The following is a 19,193-nucleotide window of genomic DNA, read 5'->3' on the forward strand; positions in this document are numbered from 1 at the left end:
GAGAAATGAAGGCCACCTGGGAAGGGATCATTTCCTTCGGCAACATCGATATCCCCATAGCCCTCTACAAAGCCACCGAGGAGCACGGCGATCTCGACCTGCACCAGGTCAACGCCAAGGACCTGGCGAGCCTGCCCCTGCCGGACAAGAAGCGGATCAACGTGCTGGCCTCCGTCGACGCGGGCAGCATCGACCCGATGCTGCTCGGGCAGGCCTACTACGTCGGAGGAACGGATCCGATCACCGATCAGTGGTACGTCCTGTTCCGGGATGCGCTGCGGGAATCCGGGCAAGTCGCCGTCACCAAGGTCACCCTCGGTGCCCGCGAATCCCTGGCGGTGCTCCGCGCCTACGACGACCTCCTCGTCCTGCAGAGCATGAGCCGGCCTGGAGGGGTTCGCCGCCCGACCGGCATCGCCCCCAGAGGCGACATCACTGTGCGGCCGGAGGAACTGAAGATGGCCATGCACCTCATGGACATCCTCTCCGTGGGATTCGACCTGGACGAGGTCCAGGTCCACGACGACTACCCGTAGGCCCCGCGACAGCGGCGGCGCGCGGGGTCACGGGGCCTCTCGCCGTACCGAGGATGTTCGCTGGTCCCGATGGACGGCGAAGCGGATCGGCACCCGTTCGGCCAGGGAGCTACTGTGCGTGACGATGCCGACCATCTGATCCTTGCGGGCCGCGAGTTCCTCCAGCGTGACGGCGACCGTCTCAAGTGTCGTCTCGTCCAGCGTGCCGAAGCCCTCATCGAGGAAGATCGATTCCAGTTGGACGGCGCCGGCCGTGGCCATGGCCGGCAGCTGCGCCGAAAGTGCCATGGCGAGGGCGAGGCTGGCCTGGAAGGTCTCGCCGCCGGACAGCGTCTTGACCGGCCGGTGATTGTCCGCGTCGGCGTGGTCGACGACGAGGAAGTTCCCGTCGTCGTGGATCAGCTCGAACTGCCCGCCGGACAGCTCGGCGAGCGTCTCGGAGGCATCCGTGACGAGTATGTCGAGGGCCGTTGCGACAAGCCAGCGGGGAAACCCGTCCGCGCGCAGGAGGTGGCCGAGCGTCTTCGCCACCTGATGTCTCCGCTCCGCGTCCTGCCGCCGCAAGCCGAGTTTCGCGGCCTGCTCTCGTCGTTCGACGAGACGCCGCACCCCCTGCCGGGCTCCCTCCAGCGCCGCCGCGACCGCCGGCTCGGCCGTCTCGGTGAGCGGCCGTCCCGTATCGAGGTTCACCTCGTGGGCGGCGAGCACACCGGCGAGCCGGCCCTCGGCGGCGGCGAGCTTGCCGCAGGCCCTCGCCAGCCTTTCGTGTGCGTCGGACAGCGCCGTTCTGCGGGTGGCGGCGGCGTCGGCCGCCCAGGAGACGAGGGCCGTCCACGCCGCGGTCAGGTCATCACGGTCCAGCGTCGGCGCCCCGAGCGCGACGAGCGGGTCACGAGCGCGCTCAAGCGCCGACCAGGCCGCCTGCACCTCCCGGCGGACGCTCGCCGCGGCCTCCTCGGTGCTCGCCCTGGTGGCTCGCGCGCGCCGCAGCCTCGCGTCCGCCTCGCCGGCCGCCCTTTCCAGCTGCTCTCGGCGGGTGAGCGCGGCGGTCACCTGCTCCAGGGCGGGGGCGTCGGCGAGAACGGAACGCAGGGCGGCGATCCGGCCGGTGAGCGCGTTCAGCTCGCTGGTGGCCTGCTGCTCGATCCGGGACATCTCCGTCCACTCGTCGCGTAGCCGCTCCACTTCACGGTCGGCCCGGACCCGCGCCTGCTCGGCCGTTTCGAGGTCGGGCGCGGCCAGCGGGCCGGGTATGACGGTGACCCGCTGCCCACATACCGGGCACGCCGCGCCGCCCTGCAGATGCGGTCGCAGCGCTGCCGCGAGATGGGACCGCGCCGTGGCCTCCTCCGCCCGTCGCGCCCGCAGGGCGAGCCTCTCGGCTTCCTCCCTGGCAGCGGTCACCTCAGAGAGCGCCGTGGCATGGCGCTGTTGCAGCGCCTGCGCTGTGAGCAGCCTCCTCTCCGCTTCGTCGAGCTCCACGTGGTCGCGGCGGGCCTGCTCAAGCGGGGCCCGGGGCGGTGCTGCCGCGAGTTGCTCACGGGCGGTCGTGTCGGCTGTCTCAGCCGCGGCGAGTTCCTCGCCGACCAGCTCGCCGACCGTTCTGATCTCGCGTTCCCGCTTTCCGAGTTCCTCGAGTCCAGCCGGTACGGCAACCGCTCCCAGCCGGTCTCGCTCTGCGGTCAGCTTCTCGCACGCTTTCCGCGCCTCGGTGACAGCCGCGCCATGCTTCGTGAGTCCGGGCAGTGCCGTACGGACCCGCGCGGAGACCTTCTCCAACGTGGCCACTCGGCCTTGGGCTGCCTGCTGGGCGCGTTCGGTCGCATCGCCGTACTCCTCAAGCTGCTGGGCGAGGAGTACGGCGCGCTGCTTCTCGCCTTCGGCCTCCGCGTTCGCCGCCTGCGCGATCCGGGAGTAGATCTCCAGCCCCATCAGTTTGACGAAGATTTCCTGCCGCTTGGCCGGCTGCGCGTGCAGGAATTCGGCGAAGTCCCCCTGCGGCAGCACCACACAGGTGAGGAAGTGCTCGAACGACAGCCCGAACAGCTTCTCCACCGCAGGTGTGACCTCGGAGTCGGAGGCGAGCACTTCGGTGGCGTCGCCCGGCGTGCCGAGCGCGTCCGGGTCGGCGAGTCGTTCCAGCCGGGCGTTCTTCACGTGGACGCCGCCGCGGGCGGTGCGACGCACCTCCCGGGCGGCGACGTAGCGGTGTCCGGCAAGGTCGAAGACGAGCCGGACGGTGCCCCGGTCGGTGGTCGGCGCGAGCGCGTTCGTGACCGTGCGCCGGTTGTCCCAGCGCGGCGCCGATCCGTACAGGGCGAACGTGATCGCGTCGACGACGGTGGACTTGCCTGACCCGGTCGGGCCGACGAGCGCGAAGTAATCCACCTCGCGGAGGTCCACCGCGGCCGCCTCCCGGAACGAGGCGAAGCCGTTCATCTCCAGCAGCACCGGCCTCATCGAGGGTCCTTTCTGCTATCGATGTTCCCGGTGGTGACCTGGTCATGGAGCCTGGCGAACAGTGCCTCGACCCGTTCGTCGACCAGGTCCCGGGTGACGCAGTATTCGTGGAACAGCTCGGCAGGGCTGCGTTCCACGACGGCGGCCGGCGTGGACGGCCGGGCAGTGTTCACCGTGTCCGCTGACGCGGCGAACTGCGGGTCGATGCGCACTTCCAGCGCATTCGGGAGCAGCCGCCGCACGTCCTGCTGCAGACCCGCGCGCGCCGGTTCACACAGCAAGACCCTCAGATAGTCGTCGCCGAACGAGCCGGCGAGCCGGGTCAGTTCGTCAACGGTGCCACGTACGGTGCGCAGCCGCCGTCCGGACCTGATCGGCACCTCGGCGGTAACGCGGGCGAGCGCACCGACCTCGGCCTCGACAACGAGAACCACCGAGGGGTTGTCCTGCTCACCGAAATCGAGGGCGATCGGGCTGCCGCAGTAGTGAACCGGACATGGCGCGGGCAGCGACTGGCGACGGTGCAGGTGTCCGAGCGCGACATAGTGCGCGTCGGGTGGGAAGGCGTCATCCGGCACCCAGTACTCGACGATCGACTGGGCGGACCGTTCGCCCCCGCCGAGCTTTCCCCGGGCCGCCATCAGGTGCGCCACCACCAGGTTGACCGCGTCATCGCGGAAGCCGACGGTGAGCGCGGCGAGCAGGTCCCGCACCAGTCGGCCGTAGTCGGCCGCAGCCTCCCTGGGCGTCTTGGTGACCAGCTGGGCGGCACGCACCGCGTGGCGCTGGGAGAGGAACGGCAGCAGGGCGACAACGACCGGTTCCCCTGTCGAGCGTGCGGTGAACTCCACCACCCCGCCGTCGGCCGCAACGCGAGCACTGCCGGCCAAGGTGATCCCTGCGCTCGCCATGAGCGGCCGGTAGGCGTCGAAGGTGGCGGCATGGTCGTGATTGCCGGCGATCGCGATGACCTCGGCACCGGTGCGCCGGAGTGCGAGGAGCACCTGAACGACCAACTGCTGGGCGTCTGCCGACGGGGCGGGCGACTCGTACAGGTCGCCGGCGACGAGAACCGCGTCGACTTGGTGGTCCCGTGCCACCTGGACGATCTCGCGCAGGACTGCCCGCTGCTCATCGAGCCGGCTGCGGCCCTTGAGCACCTTGCCGACGTGCCAGTCGGACGTGTGCAGGAACTTCATCTCTCCTCGTCGGGCGGGATTCGCCCGTCGGCCTCGGCTCTCGGCTCAGGCGGCATCAGTTCGTCATACACGGCCTGGTGTTCCTCGCCGTCACGCGGGCAGATCGCCCGTCCGTCGGTCAGGCACATCCAGCGGTGCCGTAGCACGTCCTGCACGGCCTCCTCCGGGTTGTCGAACACCAGGACGCCGTCGCCGTCCTCGTCGTAGACGTAGGCACAGACATCGCAGACGACGGAGTGCATCTGGCGGGTGGGGAAACGTATCGGCTGATTCCTTCCCATGTCCGGCCGGTACGGGCGGTAGCCGCGATTTTCCGGCCCTCGGCGACAGGCGGTGAGGGTGAGCAGATGCTCATGCAGGGTGCGGTAGTAGCGGGCATGTGTGAGCGCGTGGCGCTTTCCGCGGGGCTGCTTCGGCAGTGGCGGGTTCCCGGCCTGGACGACGAGGGACCGCAGCTCGTGGAACCAGCGCGGCACCGCCGGCGGCATCACCTCCCAGTCGTTGTCCCACAGGGAGTGCAGACGGCAGATGTGCTGGCCGCCGCAGGCGGCATACAGGTGAGTCTCCGGGGGACCGCAGGCGAAGTACGTCTCCACCTCGTCACGTATCTCCTTGATGAGCTTGACGTCGGGGTGGATGCGGTCGAGGAGGTAGGGGTAGCCGTCGGCGGTGCACCGCGGCAGACAGGGCCACACGTCGTCGACCATCCACGGGACGTTGAGCACGGCGGTGAAGTCCATATCGTTGTTGACGGCGTAGTAGTCGCGGCCGGCGTCGTCGGTGAGGCCGATGGAGATCAGGCCGCGTACGGTGGGGTCGGCGGGAAGGAATTCACAGGCGAGGTAGACGCGGCGAACAGCCCAGGCGGTGTCGCTCATGTGATACTCCTCGGCATCCGAGAACGTCGCTGAGGGTGCGGCGTATGCGCGTGGGGCGACGGCCACCAGATCAGCATGCGGCCGGCAGAGCGGGGGCGGCACTCAGGCTCGGCCCGATGCCCAGCTTCTCCTTGATCTTCTTCTCGATCTCGTCGGCGAGGTCGGGGTGGTTCTTCAGGAAGTTGCGGGCGTTCTCCTTGCCCTGGCCGAGCTGGTCGCCCTCGTAGGTGTACCAGGCGCCGAGCTTGCGGACGAAGCCGTGCTCGATTCCCATGTCGATCAGGCCGCCCTCACGGGAGATGCCGAGTCCGTAGAGGATGTCGAACTCGGCCACGCGGAAGGGCGGGGCGACCTTGTTCTTGGCCACCTTGACGCGGGTGCGGTTGCCGACCGGCTCGGTGCCGTTCTTGAGGGTCTCGATCCGGCGGACGTCCAGGCGCACCGCGGCGTAGAACTTCAGCGCCCGGCCCCCGGGGGTGGTCTCCGGAAACGGCGTGCCGATCTTCTCACGGAGCTGGTTGACGAAGATCGCGGCGGTTCTCGACTGGCTCATCGCGCCGGTCATCTTCCGCAGTGCCTGGCTCATCAGCCTCGCCTGCATGCCCACGTGGGAATCGCCCATCTCGCCCTCGATCTCCGCGCGCGGCACCAGGGCGGCGACGGAGTCGATGACGATGAGGTCAAGGGCGGCGGAGCGGATGAAGGTGTCGGCGATCTGCAGGGCCTGCTCGCCGTCGTCGGGCTGGCAGACCAGCAGGGCGTCGGTGTCCACGCCCAGCTGCCTGGCGTACTGGGTGTCGAGGCCGTACTCGGCGTCGATGAAAGCCACCGTGCCGCCGGCCCGTTGGGCGTTGGCCAGTGCGTGCAGGGCGAGCGTGGTCTTGCCCGAAGACTCCGGGCCGTAGATCTCCACCACCCGCCCGCGGGGCAGCCCGCCGACGCCAAGGGCGAGGTCCAGGGCGATCGACCCGGTCGGGATCACCTCGGCCGGGGTTCTCGGGTCGTCGCCCAGGCGCATGATCGAGCCCTTGCCGAAGCGCTTTTCGATCTGGGCGAGGGCGAGTTCGAGCGCTCTCTCGCGGTCCTGTTCTCTCATGGGTCCACCTTGGGTGGGATGCTGTGCGTGTCATTGCCGCGGCGCCGTCGGGCTCCGGGTCGGTGGCGGGACGCCGCGCCCCCTGGCATTCCCCGGAGGGTGTCCGGGCGGGCCGAGGCGTCCTGGTCCTCGGGATGGCAGCGGTCGCAGGGCAGAGCGAGGGTCGCCTGCGGTGTTCAGGCCGTCGGAAGATCTGTCGGTACCGAGATGGTCATGTCGATCAGCCTTTGCTCTGACGATCAGAAGGGCAGTTCACCCTTCTGAGGTGCATGCGGCCCGTCCTCGTCGTGCTGGATGAACGGGTCGTCGGCGAGTGGGTTGGCGCGGGCGCGGGCAAGGACGCCCACGCGCGGGGCCTCGGTGACGCGCGCGGAGGCGAACCGCAGCGAGAGACCGACCTCGTCGACCTCACACTCGATCACGGTGCGGCGCTCGCCTTCCTTGTTCTCGTATGTTCGTTGGCGCAGTCGCCCCTGGACGATGACGCGCGCGCCGCGCACCAGGGACTGGGCGACGTGCTCCGCCTCCTTCCGCCAGACCGAGCAGCGCAGGAACAGCGTCTCGGCGTCCCTCCACTCCCTGGCCTCCCGGTCGTAGACGCGGGGCGTGGACGCGACGGTGAAGTGCGCGACCGCGACTCCGCTGGAGATGAAGCGCAGTTCGGGGTTGTCGGTCAGGTTGCCGACGACAGTGATGACGGTTTCATCGGCCATGGGTTTCCTCCCGTGCGACGGGTGATTCCTCACCCATGCCTGTTCGAGTTCGACGGCAGCCTGGAGCCAGGACGGCGAGGAGTTTCACACCACCTCACCCTTTTTCCCCCGCTCGGTCCCGGTCTTCGACGCGACGTCCTGGGTGGCCCGGTTCCGTGCTGCGGTGTCGTCGACGTCTTGGGTGGCCCGGTTCCGTGCCGCGGTGCCGTGGCGCACGATCAGCTCGCCGAGCGTGTGGGTCTCGCCGTTTCTGTCCAGGACGGCGGCACCGAGCAGATTGTGCCGGCGGGCCTGCTCGTACAGGGTGCGCAGCTCGTCGGGGGTGGCCTCCGGGGCCGTGGCCGCCGTGATGTAATCGGGCACCGACCGGGTCGGCTTGCCGGCCTCAAGCCAGCTGAAGACGGCCTCGGCGAACTCCATGCCCGGCTTGTTGAACACCATCCCGGACAGCGACTTCGCCCGGGACTTGGAGATCACCAGGGTGTTCTCGTGGTCGAGGTCGCCGACGATGTCGAACTCGTACTCGATGCCCTCGCGCTGATCCGGTTTCAGACCGACCTTCCGCGGGACTTTCCGGCCGCGCTGGTCTTCCTCGATGACGTACTCGGTCTTGGTGCGCATGGTGACGATGAGATGGCCGGGATAGGCGAGCAGGGCGTCGATCATCGCCCGCTCCTGGGGACGGGCCTCCTTCCAGCCGGCGAAGTTGCCACCCGCCCCGACGCGCTTGGCCGCGTCGTCGACCTGCTCCAGCATCCCGCCGGTGCCGGACCAGAAGTGGCTCAGGGAGTCGACGATCATGACGTCGTAGCCGTCGTGGGCGGCCACCGCGAGCACGTCGACGAGCGTGGTGGGCTGGAACGCCGTGAGCGGGAGGGTGTCGAAGGCGAACTCGTCGGCGTACTTGGCGGCGCTGCCGTGTTCGGTGTCGACGAGGGCGATCCGCTCGCCGAGTCCGGTGGCGGTGACCAGGGCGGTGTAGGTCTTACCCGACCCGGTGGGTCCGATGAGCGCGATGCGGGCCTTGGCCCGTTCCTTGGTCGCGGTGGTGAAGGTGAAGTGGTTCACGCCGTGCCCCCTGGCGTCTCGGACGGCGATTCGGGATGAGCCTGGGGGAGGGACGAGATACGGCCCTGCTCGGCAGGATGTGCATCCCGACGATCGCCGCCTTGTTCGAATATTTATTCGAAATGCATGAAACCTCACGCTAGGCATAGGTGGAGTAGGGAATCAAACCCTTTTGCCGAAAGCTTGCTTATTAGTAGTACGACCTAGAATGAACTGGTTTGCGCCCGGGTCGCGGCCGGCATTGGAACGCGCAAGCAGCGCAACGTGCATCGAGCCCGCACGAGGACGGCACGGGGCCACGGCCGATGGGCTCTCGTTGACGAGACCCGTCTGTGCCTCGGCCGGCAGGCGGCCCCAGGCCTGCTCGGTGCCCGAGGCCGAGCGGCGTAGGTGAAGATCTGTGGGGCCGACTCTAGGCCGTGTGGTCCGGCTTCTGGATCAGGGCCGCCCGGACGAAATCGACGAGGTGCTCACGCATCCGCCGGTGCCCCTCCTCGGTCCCCGCCTCCTCGCCGACCACGATGCGGTTGAGTCTGGGCATGACCATCGGCCAGGCGGCCAGCCCGATCAGGGTCAGCATCGTGCGGGCCATCTCCGCCGAGGGCTCGCGGCCGAGCCCGGAGGCGAGCGAGTCGGCCTTCTTGGCGCATCGGGCCACCCGAGCCTCCTGGCCGTCGAGGTCGTCCTCGCGGTAGTGCAGCGACTCCCACATCAGGAGCCGGGTCAGCTCCGGGTTGGCGAGGTGGAAGTCGTAGATCTTGCCGACGTAGTCCACGGGATCGTCGCCGGGCATCGCCACGACCTCGGCCATCTTGTCCAGCACGGAGGCCATGACGAGGTCGAACAGCTTTTCCTTGCTGCCGAAGTAGCCGTAGATGCGCTCCTTGTTCACTCCGGCTCGCTCGGCGATGCGGTCGACTCGGGCGCCGGCGATTCCGTGGGCGGCGAACTCGGCGCGAGCGGCGGCGAGGAGGGCGTCCTTGGTGGATTCCTTCGACATGGGCTGAGTCTATTGGACCGGCCGACTATTTGAACCAACTAGTTGGTTGACTTCCAACTAGTTGGTTGGTTACGGTCTTCCCCATGACCATCTCCTCCCTCTCACGACCCGGCGTGGCCGCCGACCCCGGGGATTTCGCCCCCTTGGGACGCACGCTTGCGGTCTTCTCCCTGACGGCCGTGCTGTCCAGCGGCCAGCTCTATATGGTGATCCCGTTGCTGCACGCCATGGCCGCGGGATGGGGTGCCGCGGAAGGAGGGCTGACCTGGCTCGTCACCGCGTTCGGCGTGGGGTACGCCGCCGGTTTCCTCTTGTTCGGCCCGCTGTCCGACCGCTACGGCCGCAGGCGTCTGATCTTCCCGGGGCTTCTGGTCGCGGCGGTGGCCACCGCCCTGGTCGCCCTGAGCCCGGGGCCCGAGACGGCGATCGCGCTCCGCGTGCTGCAGGGCATCGCTGTGGCGATCTTCCCTCCGGCCGCGATGGCCTACATGGCCGAGCGGATCGAGCCGCGCCGCCGTACGGTGGCACTGGCCACGGTGACGAGTGGCTTCCTGGCCGCGGCCGTGCTGTTCCAGGTGGCGGCCCAGGCGCTGGTCGGAGTCGTCGGCTGGCGCGGCGTCTTCCTCATCTCCGCCGCGGCGTTCGCGGTGGCCGCCGTCGCGGTTCGGGCGGTCATGCTCCCCGACCCCTCGCGGGAGGTCTCCGGGTCGTTCCTGTCGGCCTACCGGGCCGTCCCCGTCCTGCTGGCCACCCCCGCGCTGCTGCTCCGCTATGTCGCGACGATCACCATCCTGGCCACCTTTGTGGCGGTCTACACCGGGCTGCAACTCGCCGGGCCGGCCGGCATCGCGGGCTCGCCCGACGCGCTGATGGCCCTGCGGATCAGCGGCCTGCCGTCCATGCTCGTCGTCCCGCTGCTCATGCCGCTGCTCGGCCGGGTCTCCGCACCCCGGCGTGCCGTGTACCTGCTGTCGACGGCGGCCCTCGCGCTCGCCGCCATCGCCGCGACCGGCCCCGGCGCGGTCGGGCTCGCCCTCCTCCTCGCCGTCTACGTGCTGGGCATCGCCGCGGGCGCGCCCGCCATGAACGAGAGCATCGGCATGATCGCCGGTCGGTCGCGCGGCACGGCGCTCGCGCTGTTCACCTTCTCCCTCTTCCTCGGCGGAAGCCTCGGCCCGCAACTCGCCACCATGTTCGCCGCCGGTGGCTTCGGCCTCCTGATGTACGGCATGGCAGGTCTGCTCTTCCTCGGCGTCCTGATCCTGCTGGCGGCCTCGCGTGCCGGCCGTACCCTCCAGGATCGCTGAACGGGCGGATCGCGCCGGAGACTGAACGGGAGGGATCGCGCCCCGAAAGGCGTGCCGGAGACGGGGTGACGCGGACTTTCCGGGGCAACGCGTCCGCCGGGTTGCGCGAAGAGACCTACCCGCCAGTAAGGTGAGGGTGTTACCGTTGGTAACGTACCCCCTGGAGGAGCAGACGATGAGCGAGACCGGCTTCTGCGCGGAGCTGAGCGACGGCGTGTGCGAGGTGCGTGACTGGGTGCACGAGTTCGCCCGGTCGGTCATGCGACCGGCCGGCGCCGAATGGGACGAGCGCGAGGAGACTCCCTGGCCGATCATCCAGGAGGCCGCCAAGATCGGCCTCTACTCGCTCGACTTCTTCGCCCAGCAGTGGCTCGAACCGAGCGGCCTCGGCCTGACGGTCGCGTTCGAGGAGCTCTTCTGGGGAGACGCGGGTATCGGCCTGTCCATCGTCGGCACCGGCCTCGCCGCCGCCGCCCTGGCCGCGGGCGGCACTCCCGAGCAGATGGGGGAGTGGCTCCCGCAGATGTTCGGCACCCCTGACGACGTCAAGCTCGGCGCGTTCTGCGCCTCGGAGCCGGACGCAGGCTCCGACGTGGGCGCCATCCGTACCCGCGCCGTCCGCTCCGGTGGCGACTGGGTTCTGAACGGGGTGAAGACCTGGGCCACCAACGGCGGCATCGCCGACGTCCACGTCATCGTCGCGTCGGTGGACCCGTCGCTGGGCACCCGAGGCCAGGCCTCCTTCGTCGTCCCTCCCGGCACACCGGGGCTGTCGATGGGGCAGAAGTTCAGGAAACACGGCATCCGCGCGTCCCACACCGCCGAGGTGATCCTCGACGACGTCAGGGTGCCGGGTTCATGCCTGCTCGGAGGTCAGGACAAGCTCGACGCCAGGCTGGCGCGCGTCCGCTCCGGGGAGCGGGCCGGGGAGCAGGGGGCGATGCGGACGTTCGAGACCACCCGCCCCTCGGTGGCGGCGATGGCCGTGGGCATCGCCCGGGCAGGCTTCGAGTACGCCCGGGACTACGCCCGCGAGCGCGAGCAGTTCGGCCGCAAGATCGGTGAGAACCAGGCGGTCGCGTTCCTGCTGGCCGACATGGCCACCCGGGTCGACATCGCGCGCCTGATGACCTGGCGTGCCGCCTGGATGGCCCGCAACAACCGCGCCTTCGACCAGGCCGAAGGATCGATGGCCAAGCTGGTGGCGGGCGAGACCGCGGTCTGGGTGACCGAGCAGGCCATCCAGGTCCTCGGCGGAGCCGGTTACACCCGCGAACACCCCGTCGAGCGCTTCCACCGGGACGCGAAGATCTTCACCATCTTCGAAGGCACGTCCGAGATCCAGCGTCTGATCATCGGCCGCGCCGTCACCGGCCTGCCCGTTCGCTGAGGCGCCGGTTTCCCGGAACCTGCTTCCGGGAGTCCTCGCGAGGCCGGCGATCCCGGTCCCGGGGAGAGTCTCACCTGCGACCCGGTCGGCCGGCTCGTCGCCGCCGGGACCTCACAGCGATCGGGCGAGCCGGAACCCGAGGTCGTCGATGCGGAAGGTCGGGTGACTCTTGCGCCGGCACGACGCCCGGCACCCCCGGGGCCGATCGTGTCCCCCTCCGCCGCGGAACACGCGGTAGGGGCCGTAGACCCTGGGATCGTAGACATCCCAGCACCACTCCCACACGTTGCCGATCATGTCGTAGAGGCCCCACGCGTTCGGCGTCCTGGTCGCGACGTCGTGCACCGCGCCGCCGGAGTTCCCGCGGTGCCAGGCGATCTCGTCCAGCTCCCCGTAGCGGACGCCGGAGGTCCCGGCCCGGCACGCGTATTCCCACTCCGCCTCGGACGGGAGGCGATAGCCGTCGGCCTCCCAGTCGCAGACCACGTCCTGCGCGTCGGGGTCGTCGCCCATCGAGTAGCAGGGTTCAAGCCCGCTCGCCTGCGAGAGCAGGTTGCAGAACCGAACGGCCTCCTTCCAGGAGACGTCGGTCACCGGCGTCCGCGGCCCCGCCGGGCTCGCGGGCGCCTCGCCCCGAACGGCGAGGTACAGCTCGCGGGTCACGGGATACGGCGCCAGCCGGAAGGCTCCGACCTCGACCTTCCAGCTCGTCCTCGTGCCCTCGTCCCGCAGGACGATCTCCCCGGCGGGAATCCCGATCATGCGCTCAGGCGACGGCGCGCAGCCGGACGCCGAGCGCGTCGAGGGCGGGACGAACCACATGTGGCCGGTCTGGTTCGACTCGTGGACGAGCTGCATGGTGGCCACCGGTGGTCCGTCCGGGTCGCACACCGGCACCGGCACCCCGGCCCGCTCCTGCATCGCGTCAGGCACCGCCGACCTTCCTGGTGAGCAGGCCGTTGTCACCGTCGAGTATGGCTTCGAGCAGGTGCAACACGTCGGCCGTGGCGGCGGCGCCGCCCAGTATCACGATCTTCATACGGTTCCGTTCCTCGTCGTGGACGGTCTGGACGCGCAGCGGGCGCGCGGGGTCGTGGGCGGTGTTCGCCCCGGCCAGGACGAGCGTGCTCAGCCGTTCGGCCGCGGCCCGGTCGACGCCGTCGATCTGCACGATGCTCGACACCTCCACCGCCGAGGCACCGGTGGGTCGAGGCGCTGCGGGCTGTGGCCGTCCGGTCAGCGCATCGAGGTCGGCGCGGGCGATCCGGTATTGCTTGCCGATCCGTACGGCCTTGAGCCGGCCGGCGCGGATGTAGCCGCGCACGGTGCGCACATGCAGGCCGAGCAGGTCGGCCACCTGCTCGACAGAGTATATTTCTTCCCTCATCAGTCCCTAACTTAGGGCATATAGGGAGTGATAGGGAAGTTTTCCACGTCGCACCGGGTCGCTATGAAGCGTCACGGGCGTGTCACCTTCGCGGACGCCCGGAAACGACCCTTATGAGTGCGAAGGAAGTCACCCTTGTTCGACCCCTGATCAATTCGCGGCGCCTTGGCCGTATTTTGCGGGTCCGCTACAACCGAAACGTCGATTGGATCTCGGGAGAACCCCGGGCTCCGTGTTTCCACCGGGAGGACCCATGGCACCGTACGCAGCCCAGGAGACGGCCGACGTCTTCGACCTCGACACCCAGATCGAGACCGTTCCCCTGCAGGAGGCCGCCTGGCCCACATCGTCCTGCATCTGCCCGTCGGCGTTCCCCAGCACCTGCGCCTCGCGCTGCTGCTGACCGGAACCCACTGACCGCACCACTCCGCATCACGCTGATCAATCCGTGAGACGTGGGCCTGAACGGGGTTCAGGCCCATATCGGACAGGAGGCGACAGGTGACCCCCTTCCGCCCGGCCAAGATGGCCTTGCTGCGCTCACCGGTCCGCGGCGCCGAGGACCGCCTGACCGACCAGGCCCACGAGGGAGAGCCCGACCGCGCCGCCTGCGTGCGCCTCCTGCGCAGGGCGGCCGACGACGATCTCCTGATGGAGGCGCTGAAGGTGGCGAGCCCGTCCCTGGCGCGGCTCGTCGCCGACCCGCACGGCAGGAAGACCGCCCAGCTGCGCCGAGCCGCGCTGGCGGTGATCCGCTACGAGCTTCGCATGCGCTCGCGCCCCACCCCCTTCGGCCTGTTCGCCGGGGTGACCGAGGCCAGGTTCGGTCCCACGGCCAAGGTCTCGTGGAGCGAGCCGGGCACGACCAGGACCAGGGTGGATCTCAGCTGGCTGCTCCACCTCGTCGTCGGTCTCCAGTCCGACCGTGAGGTGCTGGCTCAGCTCGTCGTCCGCACCCACGCCGGGCTGACCTTCAGCGGCGGGCGCGTCCTCATGACCCAGCACACCAACGCCGGGCTGACCGCGGGCCAGGAGGCCAGGAGCGAGCTGTCGATCAGGGACACCAGCGCGGTGCGCGCCGCCTTCGAGCTCGCCGGAGACGGCATCCACGTCGGGGAACTGCTCGCCGAGCTCGGCCGCCGATACCCGCAGGCCGACCCCGAGGCGATCGAGTCGATGGTCTCCGCCCTCGTCGACCAGGAGTTCCTCATCACCGGGCTGCGCCCGTGCCTCGACGAAACGGACCCGCTGAACCACGTGATCGACGTGCTGGCGGGCCTGCGGCGGCCCCCCGCGATGCTGCCGCGCCTGCGTGAGATCGCCGCGGCGCGCGAGGAGTACGACCGCTGCCCGCTGGACCGGCGCTCGGCCGCCCTGGAGGTGCTCCAGGAGCGGATGAGGGCGCTGCACCGCTCAGATCACCTTCTCCACGTCGACCTGAGGCTCGGCGCCGACGTCCACCTCCCCGAGGAGGTGGCCGCCGAGGCCGCGCGCGCCGCCGGGGTGCTCTGGCGCCTGCTGACACCCCGGCTGGGTCCCTCACCGCTGCGCGAGTATCACGAGGAGTTCGTCGAGCGGTACGGAACCGAGCGGCTGGTGCCGGTCCGCGACCTGCTGAACGAGGGCGCCGGGCTGGGCCCGCCCGCCGGATACGACTGCCCGGCGGGGCCGCGACCGGTCCCCGCCTACCGCGGGGAGCGGCGTGAGTCCGATCGCCTGCTGGCACGTCTGGTGGCCGAGGCCGTCCGCGACCGGGCGCCGGAGATCGTCCTCGACGACGAGCTCGTCGCGCGCATCGAGCCGGAAGCCCCGGACCCGTCCACCGTGCCCAGGTCGGTCGAGCTGTACCTGTCCCTGGTCGCGGCGTCGGCCGACGACCTCGCCGACGGCCGGTTCCGCCTGTCGGCCGGGCCGAACCCCGGCTCCCCCGAGGCCGGCGCCACCTTCGGGCGGTTCGCCGGGCTGGTGTCCGTGGACGAGATCGCGGCCGAGTGCCGGGCGGGCGACGCCGGAGAACTGCGGCTCAACGTCGCCTGCCAGCCGCGCTATCCCCGTTCGGCGAACGTCGGCCACGGACCGTCCTGGACGGGACACCGGATCTCGATCGGCGTGCCGCCCGACCCGGCGGCCGTCGAGATCCCCGTGGACGACCTCGCGATCGGTGCCGAGGCCGACCGGCTCTACGCGGTCCACCTGCCCACGGGCCGGCGGGTGGTGCCGACGTCCGCCACCATGCTCGACCCGGTCACCCAGGCCCCCAACCTCGCGCGGTTCCTGCTCGAACTCGGTTTCGAGGGACGGCGGATGTGGGCGCCGTGGGACTGGATCACCGATGGCGACCACCCCTACGTGCCGCGCGTCCGCTACGGCCGTACGGTGCTCTCACCGGCCAAATGGCGGCTCGACGAGCTCAGCGGGCACGCGGCGGCCCCGCCGCGCGAATGGGCGAGGCTGGTCGGGGAGTGGCGCGATCGCTGGTCGGTGCCGAGGCACATCGTCCTCACCGACTTCGATCACCGGATCTCGCTCGACCTCGGCAACCCCTGGCATCTTGAGGTGCTCCGGGACGACCTGCGGAAGAAAGACTCGCTGGTCGCCTGGGAGCCCCCCGGGGGAACCGGCGAGGCGGACGGATGGCTGCGTGACGGCGAAGGGCTGCCGCATCTGGCGGAGCTGGCGATCCCGCTGTTCGGCGACGTGCGGGAGCCCGCACCGCCCGTCGCCGCGGTGGACGAGACCCCGCCCTCCCGGCGGCTGCATCCGCCGGGAGGGGAGTGGCTCTATCTGAAGCTGTACGGCCCGGCGCGGCATGCCGACTCCCTGCTCTGCGAGCACCTCGGCCCCCTGCTCGCCGGGGCCGACCGCTGGTTCTTCGTCCGCTACCGCGACCCTGCCCCGCACCTGCGCCTGCGCCTGCACGGTTCGCCCGCCCTGCTCTGGGGCGAGCTGCTGCCGAGGTTCCGCGCGGCGGCCGGCGGCTGGCTCGACCGCAACCTCGTCGACCGCGTCGTCCTGGACACCTACGACCCCGAGCTGGAGCGCTACGGCGGTAAGGAGGTGATGGAGTGCGCCGAGCGGTTCTTCCAGGCCGACAGCGAGGCGGTCACGGCGCTGCTCGCCCTCGAAAGATCCAGGCGCACCCGGGAGGATCTCGTCACCCTCGGGGCCGTCGCGCTCGCCTCGCTCGCCGACGCGTTCGGGCGGGAGCTCCCCGGCGGCCCGTGGGCTCTCCCCGGCGGGTTCCGTCCCCGGCGTGAGGCGTTGCTGCGCCTCATCGACCCCGGCGGCGGCTGGCCGTACCTGGGCGAGGAGCTCCTGGAGATCCTCCGCCCGCACTCGGACGCCGCACGCGAGTACGGCTCCCGCGTCCGCGCCCTCGATGACGCCTCCGGGGACCGGATCCTCGCGAGCCTCCTACACATGACCTGCAACCGCCTGTTCGGCACCGACAGGGAACGCGAAGGGGAGGCCCACGCCCTGGCGCGGGCGTGCGTGCTCGGCAACCTCAACCGGCGGAGGCACGGATGCTGACCGTGGAGGACGTCGTCGGCCAGGTGGCCGCACGGCTGGCGGATCCGGCCGGAGTGCGGCGGGGAGACCCGCTCTCCACCGACGGCAGCGCCGGTGTGGCGCTCTTCTACGCCGAGCTGGCTCGCCACGAGGCGAGCTGGCTGGGGGCCGCGCACGCCCATCTGGCGCTGGCCGCCGGGTCGCTGACCCGGGCGCGCTCGGCGGGCCTGCACCACGGCCCGGCGGCGGTGCTCGCCGCGACACAGTCCTGCGGCGCGCTCGGCGGCCACTACCCGGGGCTTCGCCTGCGCCTGGTCCGGTGGCTCGCGGACGACCAGCGCCGGAGGCTGGAAGCGGAGAACACCGGCCGGGAGCCCGGCACCAGCTGGACGGCCTACGACCTGATCAGCGGGCTCACCGGCACCGGCAGGCTCCTGCTCGCGGCGGTCATCGAGGGCGGGCGCGAGGAGCGCGAGACCGCCCTGCCCGCCCTGCGCGCCACCCTCGGTTATCTCGTCGGGCTGGCCGGGACCGTCCGTGTCGACGGGCACGACGTCCCCGGCTGGTGGGTGCCGCCGGAGCGGCAGCCGACGGAGTTCGACCGCGGGACCTTCCCGCGCGGCGACTTCAACCTGGGCCTCGCCCACGGCATCCCGGGCCCGCTGGCCCTGCTCGCGCTCTGCGCCGGGCACGGCATCCGCGTGGAAGGACATGACGCGGCCATGCACCGCATCGGGACCTGGATCGCCGGCTGGGCGATGCACGGCGAGGACGGCCCCTACTGGCAGCTCAGGATCCCGTTCGACGACGAGGTCGCCGGGACCGCCCCGCGGCAGGACACCATCGCCGCGTGGTGTTACGGGACGCCCGGCGTCGCGTTCAGCCTGCTGCGCGCGAGCGAGGTCCTGGCGATCCCCGAGTGGCGGCGGCTCGCCCTCGACGGCCTCCACGCCGTCCAGCCGGGCCCCTACGGGCCAACCGTCTGCCACGGCCACTCCGGGCTGCTGCAGGTGTTCGTCCGAGCCGGTCAGGCGGCCGCGGACCAGCGGCTTCTGGACCGCGCGGCGGAGCTGGGACGCCAGGTCATGGACGCGGCCGATCCCGAGGCGCCTTTCATGTTCCGCCACCTGCAGCCCGAGGCCGACGACACGGGCTGGATCTCGGAGAGCCGCCTGGAGGAGGTGGACACCGCCGGAATCGTCGAGGGCGCGGCCGGAGTGGCCGCCGCCCTGCTGTCCCTGCTGCCGGGAGGCGACCCGTACTGGGACCGCGTCCTGATGCTGTCCTGACTGGAGGTCCCATGACCAACGCGATCCCCAAGATCGAACTGCCCCGCGGGCGGCTGCTCATCGTGGGCACGGGAGCCTTTGAGGTGATCATGCTGCCGCACTGGGTGATGCTGCTGCAGAAGTGGTACGGCTGGTCGATCCGGGTGTGCCTCACCCACGCGGCCGACGAACTGGTCTCGCGGCAGGCGATCGCCGCCGTCACCGGGACCCCGGTCGCCGGGCCGGAATGGCCCACCGAACTCGGCGGTGTGCCGCACCAGGAACTGGCCGAATGGGCCGACCTCGTCTTCGTCTTCCCCGCGACCACGAACTTCGTGGCCAAGTGCGCTCTCGGCATCGCCGACAGCCTCGCCCTGAACACCGTGATCAACGCCGAGGTGCCGGTCGTGTTCGCACCGGCGATCCCCGCCGCCGCGCTGCGGCGCCCCGCCGTACAGCGCAACCTCAAGGCGCTCGAACAGGAGGGCTACCACGTCGTCCCGGGGCAGCCCGGCCTGGAGGTGCACAACCGTCAGGAGGGGGTCGGCCTGACCTCCGACATCGGAGGCGCCCTCCTGCTGACCGCCAAGCTCCTGGGATCCAGGCACGAAGGGACGTGAGGCGGTTTCGCGCCCGGTCGACCGCTGGTCCGTGACGTCACGATGAAATGAATCGGGTGATGGCTCCACTTGTTCGAAGGGTGGAAAAGCGACTGCTCGGAATGCCGCCGATAAATGAATCCTTTCTCTCGGAGGGGTCGGAGTTCGGAGTGCCCGTGTTCCCTGTGCGACCATTCTTCTTCCATGAAGAACCGTGATCTGGGAAACACGGGCACTCGGCCCTCCGCCATGGGCTCGGAGCTCATCGCGACCGCGAATTCGGTCGTGCGTGGTCGCATATCCTGACCGTGCGCGGTGCTCAAGCTGGAGCGCGGCCCCGGAGCCGGTGATTATCCGGCGCCCGGAAGGGTGACACCCCCCGCCAAGGCCGACGCCGAAAGCCTCAATACCCCGGCCGCGCTCTGGTCGTCTTGTTTACCAGTCCCACTCGCTGTCGTGGTGCTTCTCCTCCTGCTTCTGGACGTTGCGGAGGATGTTGTTGTTCACGTTGACGACCCTGACCTTGACCCGCTGGTGACCGCGACCGCAGCAGCGCCGGCCGCAGCCGCAGCCCCAGCCGCAGCGCCGGTGGCAGCCACAGCCGCCCCAGGTCTGGAAGCCGACGGCGGCGGTCTGGGCCACGCTGGCGTTGGCGGCGGTCGTGGTGGTCGCGGCGCCCAGGCCGACGATTCCACCGGCCAGTGCCGTGCTGATGGCGAGCCCTGCGAGGACACTCTTGAACTTAGGCATTGCGTTTTCCCCCCGAAAGGATCGGTTGCCCC

At 70.3% G+C, this 19,193-nt stretch carries 17 protein-coding genes; 7 read left to right on the plus strand and 10 right to left on the minus strand.

Translation table 11 applies throughout. From position 1 onward, the window contains the following. Positions 1 to 5 precede the first annotated feature (5 nt). The gene (locus ACFY2X_RS09030; RefSeq protein ID WP_389934610.1) at positions 6 to 536 is read left to right on the plus strand and encodes a Ku protein; all 531 of its coding nucleotides are present in this window, start codon (positions 6 to 8) and stop codon (positions 534 to 536) included. 27 nt (positions 537 to 563) lie between these two features. On the opposite strand, the gene ACFY2X_RS09035 is transcribed toward ACFY2X_RS09030, so the two are convergent. The 7 genes from ACFY2X_RS09035 to ACFY2X_RS09065 form a co-directional block, all read right to left on the minus strand. Next, positions 564 to 2,996 carry an AAA family ATPase gene (locus ACFY2X_RS09035; protein WP_389934613.1) on the minus strand — a complete coding sequence of 811 codons (2,433 nt, stop codon included), beginning with the start codon at positions 2,994 to 2,996 and terminating at the stop codon, positions 564 to 566. Beyond that, the gene (locus tag ACFY2X_RS09040; RefSeq protein ID WP_389934616.1) at positions 2,993 to 4,195 is read right to left on the minus strand and encodes an exonuclease SbcCD subunit D; all 1,203 of its coding nucleotides are present in this window, start codon (positions 4,193 to 4,195) and stop codon (positions 2,993 to 2,995) included. The genes ACFY2X_RS09035 and ACFY2X_RS09040 overlap by 4 nt, the downstream gene beginning before the upstream one ends. After that, complete coding sequence (locus ACFY2X_RS09045) at positions 4,192 to 5,073, minus strand: hypothetical protein (protein ID WP_389934619.1); 882 nt, start codon at positions 5,071 to 5,073, stop codon at positions 4,192 to 4,194. The genes ACFY2X_RS09040 and ACFY2X_RS09045 overlap by 4 nt, the downstream gene beginning before the upstream one ends. Positions 5,074 to 5,143: 70 nt before the next feature. Next, positions 5,144 to 6,169: a recombinase RecA gene (gene recA, locus ACFY2X_RS09050; RefSeq protein WP_389934621.1), complete on the minus strand. Its 1,026-nt coding sequence runs from the start codon at positions 6,167 to 6,169 to the stop codon at positions 5,144 to 5,146. A 239-nt stretch (positions 6,170 to 6,408) separates the two neighbouring features. Then, a complete protein-coding gene (locus ACFY2X_RS09055) occupies positions 6,409 to 6,882 on the minus strand; it encodes a single-stranded DNA-binding protein (RefSeq protein WP_389934624.1) in 474 nt (157 codons plus the stop codon). Positions 6,883 to 6,966: 84 nt separating this feature from the next. Next, positions 6,967 to 7,950, minus strand: coding sequence for an ATP-binding protein (locus tag ACFY2X_RS09060; protein WP_389934627.1), 984 nt, complete (start codon positions 7,948 to 7,950; stop codon positions 6,967 to 6,969). Positions 7,951 to 8,362: 412 nt separating this feature from the next. Further along, the gene (locus tag ACFY2X_RS09065) at positions 8,363 to 8,950 is read right to left on the minus strand and encodes a TetR family transcriptional regulator (protein WP_389934629.1); all 588 of its coding nucleotides are present in this window, start codon (positions 8,948 to 8,950) and stop codon (positions 8,363 to 8,365) included. An 83-nt stretch (positions 8,951 to 9,033) separates the two neighbouring features. Here ACFY2X_RS09065 and ACFY2X_RS09070 point away from each other — a divergent pair, with 83 nt between their 5' ends. Beyond that, positions 9,034 to 10,257 carry an MFS transporter gene (locus ACFY2X_RS09070; RefSeq protein ID WP_389934633.1) on the plus strand — a complete coding sequence of 408 codons (1,224 nt, stop codon included), beginning with the start codon at positions 9,034 to 9,036 and terminating at the stop codon, positions 10,255 to 10,257. A gap of 175 nt (positions 10,258 to 10,432) precedes the next feature. Beyond that, the gene (locus ACFY2X_RS09075; RefSeq protein ID WP_389934635.1) at positions 10,433 to 11,647 is read left to right on the plus strand and encodes an acyl-CoA dehydrogenase family protein; all 1,215 of its coding nucleotides are present in this window, start codon (positions 10,433 to 10,435) and stop codon (positions 11,645 to 11,647) included. A 111-nt stretch (positions 11,648 to 11,758) separates the two neighbouring features. Here ACFY2X_RS09075 and ACFY2X_RS09080 read toward each other — a convergent pair whose 3' ends face one another. Both ACFY2X_RS09080 and ACFY2X_RS09085 read right to left on the minus strand, forming a co-directional pair. Next, complete coding sequence (locus tag ACFY2X_RS09080) at positions 11,759 to 12,409, minus strand: formylglycine-generating enzyme family protein (RefSeq protein ID WP_389934797.1); 651 nt, start codon at positions 12,407 to 12,409, stop codon at positions 11,759 to 11,761. A gap of 163 nt (positions 12,410 to 12,572) precedes the next feature. Continuing rightward, the gene (locus ACFY2X_RS09085) at positions 12,573 to 13,034 is read right to left on the minus strand and encodes a helix-turn-helix domain-containing protein (RefSeq protein ID WP_389934638.1); all 462 of its coding nucleotides are present in this window, start codon (positions 13,032 to 13,034) and stop codon (positions 12,573 to 12,575) included. A 253-nt stretch (positions 13,035 to 13,287) separates the two neighbouring features. On the opposite strand from ACFY2X_RS09085, the gene ACFY2X_RS09090 reads away from it, so the two are divergent. The 4 genes from ACFY2X_RS09090 (at position 13,288) to ACFY2X_RS09105 (ending at position 18,432) form a co-directional block, all read left to right on the plus strand. Then, positions 13,288 to 13,437 (plus strand): hypothetical protein, encoded by a 150-nt coding sequence (locus ACFY2X_RS09090; RefSeq protein WP_389934641.1) that lies wholly within the window; start codon positions 13,288 to 13,290, stop codon positions 13,435 to 13,437. 98 nt (positions 13,438 to 13,535) lie between these two features. Then, positions 13,536 to 16,565, plus strand: a complete 3,030-nt coding sequence (locus ACFY2X_RS09095) for a lantibiotic dehydratase (RefSeq protein ID WP_389934643.1) — start codon at positions 13,536 to 13,538, stop codon at positions 16,563 to 16,565. Further along, the gene (locus ACFY2X_RS09100) at positions 16,559 to 17,833 is read left to right on the plus strand and encodes a lanthionine synthetase C family protein (RefSeq protein ID WP_389934645.1); all 1,275 of its coding nucleotides are present in this window, start codon (positions 16,559 to 16,561) and stop codon (positions 17,831 to 17,833) included. Before ACFY2X_RS09095 ends, ACFY2X_RS09100 begins: the two co-directional genes overlap by 7 nt. A gap of 11 nt (positions 17,834 to 17,844) precedes the next feature. After that, positions 17,845 to 18,432, plus strand: coding sequence for a flavoprotein (locus tag ACFY2X_RS09105; RefSeq protein ID WP_389934648.1), 588 nt, complete (start codon positions 17,845 to 17,847; stop codon positions 18,430 to 18,432). Between the two features lie 414 nt (positions 18,433 to 18,846). Here the strand turns inward: ACFY2X_RS09105 and ACFY2X_RS09110 are convergent, their stop codons facing one another. Next, complete coding sequence (locus tag ACFY2X_RS09110) at positions 18,847 to 19,161, minus strand: hypothetical protein (RefSeq protein ID WP_389934650.1); 315 nt, start codon at positions 19,159 to 19,161, stop codon at positions 18,847 to 18,849. Positions 19,162 to 19,193 lie beyond the last annotated feature (32 nt).

The sequence above is a fragment of the Streptosporangium sp. NPDC000396 genome, from assembly GCF_042898655.1.
In the GTDB taxonomy this organism is placed as follows: domain Bacteria; phylum Actinomycetota; class Actinomycetes; order Streptosporangiales; family Streptosporangiaceae; genus Streptosporangium.